This window comes from Streptomyces sp. B21-105 (assembly GCF_036898465.1).
Classification (GTDB): Bacteria; Actinomycetota; Actinomycetes; order Streptomycetales; family Streptomycetaceae; genus Streptomyces.
Window position 1 is genome coordinate 838405 of record NZ_JARUMJ010000001.1, and the last position, 11464, is coordinate 849868.

Genomic DNA, 11464 nt, shown 5'->3' on the forward strand with positions numbered 1-11464 from the left:
CCGCCGATGAGGCCGGCACGCGCGCGTGTCAGGCGCCGGCCGACACCTGGTCGGTGCGGCGCAGCGGGACGGCGAGTTCGAGGAGCGCGCGTTCCAGGGCGTGCAGGTGGGCCAGCACCGGCTCCGCCGGAGCGGCGTGCCGCGCCGCACCAGTGGCGGTGGCGGTGGCGGTGGGACGACGGCCGGCGGGCCGGGCGATGAGCGCCTCGACCGCGGCCTCCACCCGCCAGCACGCGGCGACGAGGCGGGCGTCGTGCGAGGCCTCCGGGTCCGCGGCGACCTCGGCGAGCCCGCGCACCTCGCGGGCGCAGTCGTCGAGCAGCGCGAGCGCATGCCGGGCCCGGCCCCTGCGGGCCCGCAGCGGGCTGAGCGGATGCACGAGCGGAGCCGACGACATCCGGACGCGGGCCAGGATCTGTTCGAGTTCGGCCACGCGCCGCGACGGGTCCGCGGTCGCGGCGCCCGAGAGCCGCGCGGCCGCCTCGGCCGTGCAGGCGTGCACGCAGCGCACCGCGCGCTCCACCCACGCGTCGGTGACGGAGTGCGTGGTCACCGGGAGGACCAGCAGCACCGCGAGGACGGCCCCCAGCGCGCCCACCGCCGTCTCGGCCGCCCGCAGGGCGAGCAGCGCCGGGTCGAGCAGGCCCAGCAGCCCGTACAGCGCACTGGCCATGACCGTGACGGACAGCATCATCCACGTGTAGGAGACGGCGGCCGTGTAGAAGATGCCGAAGACGCCGACGCCGACGACCACGGCGGACGCCACGGGCTCCCCGTGCAGGGGCACGGCCACCAGGAGTCCCAGCGCGAGCCCGAGGACGGTCCCGAGGAACCGCCGGAACCCGCGCACCAGCGTCTCACCGCGCGAGGCGGTGTTCACGAACACCCACCAGGTCGCGCCCACGGCCCAGTACCACCGCTGGTCGGAAAGGGCCTGCCCGGCGAACAGGGCGATCGCGGCGCCCACGGTCGCCTGGACGGCCTGCCGCGTCGTGACGCGTGCGAGCCCGCGGCCACCGGTCGGCGGAGCCACGGTCGGCGGCGCGGGCGAGCGCCGCTCGTAGCACCACGCGCCGAAGCGCACCGCGGACGACGCCGCCAGCGACAGCAGCAGGGCCGCGCAGAGCTCCGGCAGCCGCGCGGGGACCGTGTGGAGGAACTGCGCGGCGAAGTACGTCATGAAGGCGAACACCCCGAGCGAGTGTCCCCGCGGGCCCCATCGACGCGCGTACGACCCGGCGCCCACGACGGCGAGGAAGACCAGGTCGCGGGCTACGGGGAGGTCGTGCAGGAAGGCCGCGAGCGTGAGCACCGGCAGCCCGACGGCGGGCAGCAGCGCCGTCGTCACGGCCTGGCCGCGCACGGTCGGGTCGGTGACCGTGAACAGGGCCAGCAGCGCGGCCAGACCCCCTGTGACAGCCGCCGTCAGCGTGTGTCCGGCCGCTCCGCACAGGGCGACGGCGAGCCCGACGCCGAGCACGGCCCGGGAGGCGAACCGCAGCCGTACCCGCCCCGGATCCGGCGCCACGAAAGCCCTCTTCAACAACCTGCCCCGCCCTTTCCCACCCGGATGCCCCGACGACACGGAAAAGGCGCCGCGGAGTCCGCAGCGCCATCGACGGGGTCATCTCAGCACCGGAGGGGCGAATGGTTCAACCGACGACGGGAACACTGCGCCAACGGCACAGTCGAACCGGGTCTGACGCGGCCGCCGTCCGGCCAACGGCCCACTCGCCCCGCCATACGGTCCAGCCATACGCCCCGGTCACTCGCCCGGCCACCCGGTCCTCCACCGCCGTCGGGAGTCGCCGGATAGCGCTCCTCCCGGCCGTTGGTACTGTCGTCGCTGATCAGTGTGTGCACGAAGGGACCGGGCGACCACATGGCCGTGGACGAGCTGGACACCCGCATTCTGCGCCTGCTTCTCGAACAGCCGCGGACCAGCGTGCGGGAGTACGCCCGCCTGCTCGGCGTCGCCCGCGGCACGCTGCAGGCCCGCCTCGACCGGCTGGAGCGCGACGGCGTGATCACCGGCACGGGACCGACACTCTCCGCGGCCGCCCTGGGTCACCCGGTGCTCGCGTTCGTGCACATCGAGGTCACCCAGGGCCACCTCGACGACGTGGGCGACGCGCTGGCGGCTGTCCCCGAGATCGTCGAGGCCTTCTCCATCACCGGCGGCGGCGACCTCATCACCCGGGTCGTCGCCCGGGACAACGCTCACCTCGAGGACGTGATCCAGAAGCTGATCAGCCTGCCCGGGGTGGTCCGCACCCGTACCGAGGTGGCGCTGCGCGAACGTGTGCCGCACCGGCTGCTGCCGCTGGTGCGGTCGATCGGGCGGACGGCCGCACGGTAGCCCTGTCTGCCGTGCCCTAGGAACGGCGGCGGGGTTTTCCGCCGCCGGTTCCGCGCCGGCCGGCGCCGCCCTTCGTGCCGCCGCCGCTCCTGCCGCCGCCTCCGGACTTCGCGCCGCCGCTGCGGCCACGGGCAGCGCCGGCGCCCCCGCCGGTCTTGCGGGGCGCGCCGCCCTGCTGCGCCTTGCGCGGCTGGCGCTCCTTCGCCGGGGTCGGCTGAGCGCGCCCGCGCGTGCTGTTGACCGTGCGGCCGCGGACGATCCCGATGAAGTCCTCGACGAGGTCGGTGGTCGCCTCCTCGGGCCAGGCGAGCGCGACCTGTGATCCGGGGGCGTCGACGACCGTGCGGTAGGTCAGGTCGCGGCGATGGTGCAGGCGGGCCAGGGACTGCGGCACCACCAGGACGCCGATGTTCGCCGCGACCAGCTCGATCGCGTCCTCGGTGGTCGCGGGCCGTTCGAACGCAGGCTCGCCGGGCGGCCGGTCCCAGCCGAGGACGTCGTCGAGGGGATGCAGGACCACCTCGTCGGCGAGGTCGTCCAGGGTGATCTCCTCCGCGGCGGTGATCACATGGTCCCTGGGGACCACGGCGACGGTCGCCTCCGTGTAGAGGGGGATCGCGCTGAGCACCGTCCGGTCGACGGGGAGGCGCACCAGGGCCGCGTCGGCGACACCGTCGCGCAGGGCGTCGGCGGCCTCGGCGGGGGTGACCTGGACGAGGGTGAGGGGGACGTCGGGCAGGCGCTCCGCCCAGATCCGCACCCACTTGGCGGGCGTCACTCCGGGGACGTACGCGAGCCGGAACGAGGGGGAGTCCGCCGAGTCGGTCATCCCGCCAGGCTACCGGCTGTGGTCGGCGCTCTCGTCGGCGGCCGATACCCTGGACGGCATGAAGTCGCAGCAGAACACCCAGACGATGAAGGCCGCCACCGCGGCGAAGAAGCTGGGTGTGTACCTCCCCGCCACGCCCGCCGAGTTCCAGGACGGCGACGTCTCGCGCGCCGAGCTGAACGAGCTGCAGGCGAACCCGCCCGCGTGGCTGGTGAAGCTGCGCGAGAGCGGTCCGCACCCCCGTCCGGTGGTCGCGGCCAAGCTGGGCGTCTCCATCGCGGGGCTGGCCCGGGGCGGGGTGACGGAGGCGCTGACCTCCGAGCAGATCGACGCGCTGAAGGAAGCGAAGCCGGACTGGCTGGAGAAGGAACGCGCCACGCAGGCCGAGGTCCGCAAGGAGACCGCGCGCATCAAGAAGCGGGACGCCGAACGGGCCGAGGGCTGACGCTGCCCTTCTCCGCACCGGCCTTCTCCGCACCGGGCCTCGCCCCCGCGCCGTCGCGTTGACTACCATCTGGGCAGGTTCACCGACGTGGGTGTTTCGAGGTTGCTGGGGGTTGGGATGGTTGCTGGTCGTGTGGTGCGCTTCGACAGCCAGCGGGGTTACGGGTTCATCGCTCCCGACGACGGCGGGGAGGATGTCTTCCTGCACGTCAACGACATGCTGATGCCCGAGTCCCAGGTGCGCCGGGGCATCGTGGTGGAGTTCGAGATCGAGGACGGCGAGCGCGGCCCCAAGGCGTCCGGGGTGCGGCTCGCGCGCGGCGAGGACGGCAAGCCCCTCGCCGCGGACGACGACGTCCTGTGCGACGTCCTCAGCACGGAGGAGTTCGTCCGGGACGTGACCGAGGCGCTGCTGACGGCGGCCCCGTCGCTCACCGGCGAGCAGATCGTGCAGGTGCGGACCGGGCTGGCTCAGTTCGCCAAGAACCATGGCTGGGTCGAGGGCTGACCCGGCCGGGCCGACGCGGCCGACGCGGTTGCCCACAAGTCCTCGACCGGGCTCTTCCCCAGGTCGACGCCCGTAAGGGCCCGTTGTCAGTGCCCTCCTCTACAGTTCCCGTCACTTGATCATTGCGGGTGCGGGAGGCACGCATGGGGTGGGTGTCGGTCGGCGACTACGAAGTCGCCCTCGAGGACGGCAAGGTGGTGTGCCGCAACGCGGCCGGACGGCGATTGAAGGTCGTGCCGCCGAAGATCACCGACGATCCGGCGGTGGTGGGTCTGCGTCAGCTCACCGAGTGGCTGGAAAGGCACGAACGCCAGTGCCTGGCCGACGTCGAGCGGTGGATGGTGCGTTCGCTGCCGGTGCCGTTCGAGGCCGTCGCGCGGGTGTGGCCCGACCCCGCCTGGCAGGCCGCCCTGCGCGACCTGGTCGTCACCGGGGCCGACGGCGAGGTCGCGGGGTTCCTGCGGGACGCCGATGTGGAGCGCGGCCTCGGCCTGGTCGACTTGGACGGCGACACCGTGCGCATCGTCCCCGACCTGGTCCGTCTCCCGCACCCCGTGCTCCTCGAAGACCTTGAGGAGCTGCGGGAGTTCGCCGTCGAACTCGGCGTCGAGCAGCGCGCCCAGCAGCTCTTCCGCGAGGTGTGGAGGCGTCCGCCCGCGCTCGACGCGCAGGACACGGCCGTCGAGGAGTACGCGGGCGGCGCCTTCAAGGAGCAGCGGTTCCTGCACGGCCGGGTCACCCAGCTCGGCTACCGCGTGCGTGGCGGTCACGCCGTCTGTTCCCTTCTGGAGGACGGCCGGACCGTCGAGGCCCGGGTGTGGGTCGGCGACTACGAGGGCTACGAGGAGGCGGAGACCGGCCCCCTGGTGTTCACCGACTCCGCGGGCCGGGTGCTGAAACTCGGTCAGGTCGGGCCGGTGGCCTGGTCGGAGGGCATGCGAATGGCGGCCGCGCTGTACGCGGGACGCGACGTCGAGGACGAGGAGCGGGCGGCATGACGACCTACGACGAGGCCACCGCGGCCGCGCTGCTCGACGCCGGCGCCGTCCTGCCCCCGGGCAGCACGAACCGCGAGGACGCCGACACGCTCACGGTCCGGGCGTACACCCATCCCGCTCTGGGCGACCGGACGGTCGTGCGGCTCGTGCCGGACACCCTCGGCGAGGCCGAGGACCTGGCTCTGGACTTCCTCGGGCTGACCCGCCGGGCGCAGACGCCCGAGGTCGGCCAGGTGCGCCGGGAGACGCTCGGCTTCCCCGCGTGGGCGCTGGTCAACGATCCGGCGAACGGTCACCACGCGCTGGCGCTGGTCAAGGACGTCGAGCGGCTCGCACGGCAGGCCAAGTCCCGTCCCGGCACCGCCAAGGACGGCTTCGAGGAACTGGGCACCCGGCTCGGCCGGGCCGTGCCGCACTTCCTGCCGACCTTCTACGAGCAGGCGGCCCGCGTCTTCCTGCAGTACGAGAACACGACGTACGCCTCCGCGTTCTTCGGCAAGGCCCGCGAGGCCGAGCGGGTGCACGCGCTCACGGTCGACGAGGAGCGGCAGCGGGCCGTGTTCCTGGAGTTCGCCTTCGCCGGGGCGCTGACCGTCAAGGCGCTCAAGGAGCACGTCAAGGCGCTGGCCGCGCGGCTCGATCCGGCCGCGGCCTGGGCGCAGTTCCGGCAGCTGACCGTGGAGCGCTGCGCGGCCGGCATGCCGCCTTACGCGTCGCTGCCGCAGGACGCGCGCGGGCTGATCAAGGCCGCCGGTCTCGACCGGGTCGTAGAGGAGTGCGCCCTGGTCGCCGACCTGCTCGCGTCGCCCGCGGCGGTCCGGGCCCCCGCGTCCTTCTGGAGCGCCTACCGGCCGACGCTCGCCGTCCTCGCCGGGCAGCGGCCCGAGGTCCGCGGGCGCCTGCTGGAGATCATGCCGGCCGGCCTGGGCCGCTCCGTCGAGGACGACGAGTTCTGGCTGGCGCTGCTCGTGGAGTGCGGGGCCGACCGGCTCCTCACCGGCGAGGAGGCGGCCGGGGTGGACGCGGCGGACTGGCTCGGCCGGTGGGCGCTGCACCGCAAGCACGGCGGGAACGTCGGCGACCGCTCCCCGGCGACCCTCGCCCTCGTCGAGCGGATGGCGCCGCACCTGCGCGAGCAGGGCCGTCCCGTGGACCTGTGCACGGGTCGTTGGCGGTCCGGCGCCGACGTCGACCTGATGGACCTGTGCGCGGCGCAGGGCGTGCCGCTGACGCTGCCCGGCCCGGACGAGGTCGTCTTCCTCTCCCTGGACGGCTGGATCGGCAGGCCCGGTCCCGGGCGGCGCGACCTGACGGCGATGGCGGCCGACCCGCGCTTGCGGCGTCTGCTGTACGCCGGCATCGGCACCGTCAAGGACCACCGGCTCGCCGGCGGGGTGCTGGACGGTCTGGCCGCGCACCCCGTGCTCGGCGACGTCCTGCGCGAGTGGCTGGAGGACGCGGCCGGGGAACTGACGGCGGCGGTCGGCCTGCCCGCCGCGCGGGCCGCCCTGGAACGGCTGCGCCCCTTCCGGGCGGTGGCCGCCCGGGTGAGCCCGGCGGCGGTGGCCGCGGTCGCCGCCCACGAGGTCGCCCCGCTGCTCGGGCACACGCTGCGCGCCGGCATCTTCGACGAACTGGGCTGGCCCGCGCTCGACGAGGCGCTGCGCCGGCTCGATGCCGAGACCAAGGCGGGCCGCAACCAGGACAACCCGATGACCGTCCACGAGGCGTGGCCCGCGCTCATCGTCTCGCGCGAGCACAAGGTGTTCGTCGTCGGCCCGCAGGAGATCCTGCTGGAGCACGACCTGCGGCTGCCCGTGGAGCCGGACCGCTGGCAGCGCCCGGCGTTCCGCTACACGGACGGCGAACTGCTGGTGATGTGGCGGCAGGACGGCAAGCAGTTCGGATACTGGTCCGCCCGCCCGGCCGACGTGTTCCCGCTCGGCGGCGAGCAGATCCCCCACTACTGGTACGGCGGCTCCGACGCGGGCGCTCCGTCGATCCCGCTGCCGAGCGGCGGACGGGCCACCGGCGGGCGCACCCTGCACGCCGGCGACACCGTCCTGCCGGCGAGCCGGCGAGTCCTCTGCGACGGTGTCTCCCTGTGGCGCCAGGGCAGGGAGGGCCGCCGGCAGGTGTGGCTCGAGTACGACCCGGCCGGCGGCACGCACGGGCGTGCCTCGCTGCCCGCGTTCCTGCAGTCCGGCATCCGGGAGGACGCGACGCTGCGTCAGGAGCAGTGCCAGGTGCTGCCGCTCCGGCCGGGCCTGGAGCAGAGCCCGTTCGGGACGGACGGCACGGTGCTCGGACGCTGGGTGCGCACCGAGGGCGAGGGCGCCGAGGCACGCACGGTCGCCGGCACGCCGGACGGCCGGACCGTCGCCCTACCCCGGACCGACGGCCGGACGCCGGGCGAGTTGCTGGGCGCGCTGCGCCTGCCGGGCGGCGCCGAGCCGGTGGCCGTCGGCCTGCACCGGCAGGTCGCCCTGTACGCGGGCGACGGCTCGTCCGCGGCCGGTGAGCTCAGCCGGGTGACGCCGATGGAGCGCGGCAGCGAGTTCGCCGCCGGCACCCGGTTTGTCCCGCCGGTCGACTTCTGGCACGCGCTGCGTCCGCGCGACGAGGCCTCGTCGGCCGTGCTCCGGGCGCTGACCGACGAGCAGGCGGCCGGCCTGGTGCGGGCCTCGACCGAGGCGCTGGCGCAACGGCGGGCGACCCTGGCGGCGGCCGGGGCGGTCGACGGAACCGCGGACGCCCGGGCCGTCGCGCCGACCGCCGACGAGGTCCTCCGCCAGGTCGTGTCCGCCGGCCTGCCCTCGCTCGACGACCCCGGGATCGTCACGGGCGTCGCCGCGCTGGTACGCGCGGTGCTGCGACTCGAGGAGTCGACCGCCTCGTTCGTGGCGCCGCCGGCCGACCGGCCGAAGGCGCAGAGCCGACGCGTCCTCGGCATGTACGCCGACCTCGCGCCCGAGCACGGGGACGACCACACACTGCGCGAGGCCGCGACGGGGCTCGCCCACACGCACGGCTGGTGGGGCAGCGAGATGCGCTGGAGCGCACTGCGCCAGATCCGCTCCCTCAACCACGTGCTGTCCGGGAACCCCGCCGACGGCACACCGCTGGGCGAGTCCTGCCGGTCCACGGGCGCCGCCGACGGGTGGCGCAGCGACGAGTTCACCGTTCCGGGCATCGGCCTTGTGTGGACGCCGTTGCTGGACGTGCTGCGACCGCTCGCCTACCGCGCCGCCTCGCCGACGGTGACCGAGCCGCACCGCGAGGCGCTGCTCCTGCTGTGCGAGGCGGTGGCGGACGGGCCGCTCGCCGGCACCGGCGGCGCCCTGCGCGAGGTCGTGCTGAGCGAGCCGCACGAGAAGCAGGAGAGGGTCGGGCAGGTGCTGCGCCGGGACGGCCGCACCGTCGTCGTGCTCGGCTGTCAGAGCGTCGACCGGCAGGCCGGACGGGTGTCCTGGCTCGCCCTGGACCACGACCCGGCCGGCGCCTTCGGCGCGATCGCCCACTTCACCCTGACGCAGGAGACCACGCACCCGGCGGTGTTCCCCGCCGAGGCGCTGAGCGCGGTCACCGCACTCGTCCGGGACAAGGGCCCGGCGCCCTGGCAGCCCGGGGCGCCCGACGCGCTCACCGACGCGACGGGCGGGGGACTCGGACCGATGCAGGCGGCTCTGCTGATCGCCGGCCGGCCTGCGCAGCTCACGGCGGAGGTGATCGCCGCGACCGATCTGAAGCCACGTCAGAAGGAGCTCGGGGACGCCCTGTTGTCCTCGGTCGGAGCGGCCGACCGGCTGGCTCTGGTCGGCGCGCTGCTGCCGGTGAACCCCGGCGACCTGTGGACGGCCGGACCGGACACGGAGGCGGCCGGCCGGGAGTGGGCCGAGCGGCTCGGCGGAGTCGTCCGGCTGCCGGAGGACCTCGCCGGGGAGCTCTCGCTCGCCGGGCTGCCCACCGCCGCCGTCGAGGAGGTCCTCAACCCGGGGCGCACGCCCTGGATCTGCCGCACCACCGTCCAGCGGCCGGACAAGGACGGCAACCTCGTGGCGGAGGATCCGGCGGCGCTGCCCGGCCGCAGCGAGCTGACCCGCGCCGTGGCCGCGCTGGCCGGCCTCGCCTATTCGCTGCCGTACGGGCACCCGCTGCGGGCGCTCCTGCCGGGGGCTCTCGCCGCGCTGCGCCGCCGCTTCGCCGATCCGGTGCTGCTGCTCGACCTGGACGTCGCATGGACGGACACCGGCGCCTCGGCCGCGGCCGAACTGCGCAAGGCGTACGGGCTGCCCGCCGTGGGCGGTGCCGACGCGCACGGTCTGACGCACGCGGGCGAGGCGCTGGTGCTGCGCCCGTGGTACGGCGAACGGGAGACCGTGCTCGTCAGGTCGGGCGCGCTGCGCACCCCCGACGACCCGGTGTTCGGCCTGGTGGAGGGGCTTGTCGGCGAGGGCCGGGGGCACGGCATGTGGGCGCTGCGGACCCTCCTCGGCGAGGATCTCACCCGCGCGGTCACGGCCGGTGCCGATCCCGCGGGGGCTTGCGGATATGCCCAGGACCCGACCGTCGGCGTACCCGGGCTGGTCGCCGAGGTCGCGGCACACCACGGGCTGGGCGAGGACGCGGCGGCGTTCTACCTCCAGTTGCTGGCACTGCCGGACCCCACGGACCGCAACTGCGTCCGCTGGACCGGCTGGAAGCCGGCCCGGACGAAGCGGGCCCGCGCCGAACTCGCGGCGAGCGGCCTGGTCGTCGAGGCCAAACGGGCGCGCGCCGGGCGCACGTTGTTCCTGCCCTGCGGCTGGCTCGACCTGAAGTCCCCCGCGCTGCCGGTGGAGCTCTGGAAGAAGGGGCTCTACCCGATTCCCGCCTACGGGCGCGCCGTGCCGCTGGTGCCGGTGCCCGAGCTGTTCACACGCGCGTGGGAACGCGTCCGCTCCGGCGACGCCCCGGCCTACGAGGAGCTCACCACCCGCGCCACCCGCAAGGGCCGCCGCCGATGACCACCGTCCCGTCCCCCCTGGAAGAGCGCGAGCCGATGACCGTCACCGCCCCGTCCTCCCCCGTCCCGGTACGGCAGATCGTCCCGCCCGAGGACCGGTACGCCGCCGAACTGGCGTTCCTCGCCGCCTACGACGACGGGCCGCGGCCGCCCGCCTGGCGACTCACCCCGCGTGCGGTGGTCACGTTCGTCATGGGCAGCGCGGGCCGTGCCCTGAAGCTCCCCGACGACGCGGAGACGCCCGAAGGGGTGCCGCGCCGGATGCCGGTGGAGGGCAAGTTCGTCGGCGACCGTGCGCTGGTCGAACGGTGCGTCGTGACGCTGGCCGGCGAGCGCGGGCTGCTGCTCGTCGGCGAGCCCGGAACCGCCAAGTCGATGCTGTCCGAGCTGCTGTCCACCGCCGTGTGCGGCACCAGTGGCCTGGTCGTGCAGGGCACCGCGGGGACGACGGAGGACCAGCTCAAGTACGGCTGGAACTACGCCCTGTTGCTGGCGCAGGGACCGAGCAGGCAGGCGCTGGTGCCGTCGCCGGTGCTGACCGCCATGTCCCGGGGCGCCATAGCGCGCGTCGAGGAGGTCACTCGGTGCCTGCCCGAGGTGCAGGACTCGCTGGTCTCCCTGCTGTCCGAGCGGCGCATGGCCGTTCCCGAACTGGCGGGCACCGGCGACGCGTTGGCCCATGCCGCGCCCGGCTTCAACCTCATCGCCACGGCCAACCTGCGGGACAAGGGCGTGTCGGAGATGTCGGCGGCCCTCAAGCGCCGCTTCAACTTCGAGACGGTCGGCCCGATCCCGGACCTCGACGCGGAGACGGCGCTGGTGCGCAGCCAGGCGCGGGCCTCGGTGGAGCGGGCGGGCGCGCCCTTCCAGGTCGACGACGCGGTGCTGGAGGCGCTGGTGACCGCCTTCCGAGACCTGCGGGAGGGGCGGTCGGCGGAGGGCTGGGAGGTGGAGCGGCCGTCCACCGTGATGAGCACCGCGGAGGCGGTGTCCGTCGCGGGCGCGCTGGCCCTCGCCGCGGCCTACTTCCCCGGGGACCGCGACGTGCTGGGTCTGCTGCCGGGCCATCTGCTGGGCGTGGTCCGCAAGGACGACCCGGCCGACGCGGCACGGCTGCGCGGCTACTGGGACGGACCCGTCCGACGCCGGGCCGAGCAGGGGTCGGCCACCTGGCGCACCCTGTGGGACCTGCGCACGGTCCTGGAGGGCTGACGACCGTGTCCCTCCACCCCTCCCCGGACCTCCCGGACTCCCCCGCCGCCGAGGGTCCCGCAGACCTCCCGGACCGCACGGGCCTGCGGGACACCGCGGGTCTCCCGGA

8 protein-coding genes are annotated in these 11464 nt (G+C 74.9%); 6 read left to right on the forward strand and 2 right to left on the reverse strand.

What is annotated here, in order from left to right:
* Nucleotides 1-28: 28 nt before the first annotated feature.
* On the reverse strand, nucleotides 29-1546 hold the full coding sequence (locus tag QA802_RS03490; RefSeq protein WP_334518039.1) for an FUSC family protein: 1518 nt from the start codon (nucleotides 1544-1546) through the stop codon (nucleotides 29-31).
* Nucleotides 1547-1882: 336 nt separating this feature from the next.
* On the opposite strand from QA802_RS03490, the gene QA802_RS03495 reads away from it, so the two are divergent.
* Nucleotides 1883-2359, forward strand: a complete 477-nt coding sequence (locus tag QA802_RS03495) for an Lrp/AsnC family transcriptional regulator (protein ID WP_334518041.1) — start codon at nucleotides 1883-1885, stop codon at nucleotides 2357-2359.
* 16 nt (nucleotides 2360-2375) lie between these two features.
* On the opposite strand, the gene QA802_RS03500 is transcribed toward QA802_RS03495, so the two are convergent.
* Nucleotides 2376-3188 (reverse strand): LysR family substrate-binding domain-containing protein, encoded by an 813-nt coding sequence (locus QA802_RS03500; RefSeq protein ID WP_334518043.1) that lies wholly within the window; start codon nucleotides 3186-3188, stop codon nucleotides 2376-2378.
* A 58-nt stretch (nucleotides 3189-3246) separates the two neighbouring features.
* Here QA802_RS03500 and QA802_RS03505 point away from each other — a divergent pair, with 58 nt between their 5' ends.
* The 5 genes from QA802_RS03505 to QA802_RS03525 all read left to right on the forward strand — a co-directional run bounded on the left by QA802_RS03505 (nucleotide 3247) and on the right by QA802_RS03525 (nucleotide 11355).
* Nucleotides 3247-3633 (forward strand): DUF5997 family protein, encoded by a 387-nt coding sequence (locus tag QA802_RS03505; RefSeq protein ID WP_334518045.1) that lies wholly within the window; start codon nucleotides 3247-3249, stop codon nucleotides 3631-3633.
* Nucleotides 3634-3750: 117 nt separating this feature from the next.
* The gene (locus tag QA802_RS03510; RefSeq protein ID WP_334518047.1) at nucleotides 3751-4140 is read left to right on the forward strand and encodes a cold-shock protein; all 390 of its coding nucleotides are present in this window, start codon (nucleotides 3751-3753) and stop codon (nucleotides 4138-4140) included.
* A 143-nt stretch (nucleotides 4141-4283) separates the two neighbouring features.
* Entirely contained in the window at nucleotides 4284-5138 is an 855-nt protein-coding gene (locus tag QA802_RS03515; protein WP_334518049.1) for a DUF4132 domain-containing protein, read from the forward strand.
* Complete coding sequence (locus tag QA802_RS03520) at nucleotides 5135-10144, forward strand: hypothetical protein (RefSeq protein ID WP_334518051.1); 5010 nt, start codon at nucleotides 5135-5137, stop codon at nucleotides 10142-10144. Before QA802_RS03515 ends, QA802_RS03520 begins: the two co-directional genes overlap by 4 nt.
* Nucleotides 10145-10179: 35 nt before the next feature.
* The gene (locus QA802_RS03525; protein ID WP_334534302.1) at nucleotides 10180-11355 is read left to right on the forward strand and encodes an ATP-binding protein; all 1176 of its coding nucleotides are present in this window, start codon (nucleotides 10180-10182) and stop codon (nucleotides 11353-11355) included.
* Nucleotides 11356-11464 lie beyond the last annotated feature (109 nt).

What these genes read in the sequence shown, in the direction of transcription:
- QA802_RS03515 (WP_334518049.1), top strand. Translation starts at nt 4,284, where the DNA reads ATGGGGTGGGTGTCGGTCGGCGACTACGAAGTCGCCCTCGAGGACGGC.
- QA802_RS03525 (WP_334534302.1), top strand. Translation starts at nt 10,180, where the DNA reads ATGACCGTCACCGCCCCGTCCTCCCCCGTCCCGGTACGGCAGATCGTC.
- QA802_RS03505 (WP_334518045.1), top strand. Translation starts at nt 3,247, where the DNA reads ATGAAGTCGCAGCAGAACACCCAGACGATGAAGGCCGCCACCGCGGCG.
- QA802_RS03500 (WP_334518043.1), bottom strand. Translation starts at nt 3,188, where the DNA reads ATGACCGACTCGGCGGACTCCCCCTCGTTCCGGCTCGCGTACGTCCCC.
- QA802_RS03510 (WP_334518047.1), top strand. Translation starts at nt 3,751, where the DNA reads ATGGTTGCTGGTCGTGTGGTGCGCTTCGACAGCCAGCGGGGTTACGGG.
- QA802_RS03495 (WP_334518041.1), top strand. Translation starts at nt 1,883, where the DNA reads ATGGCCGTGGACGAGCTGGACACCCGCATTCTGCGCCTGCTTCTCGAA.
- QA802_RS03520 (WP_334518051.1), top strand. Translation starts at nt 5,135, where the DNA reads ATGACGACCTACGACGAGGCCACCGCGGCCGCGCTGCTCGACGCCGGC.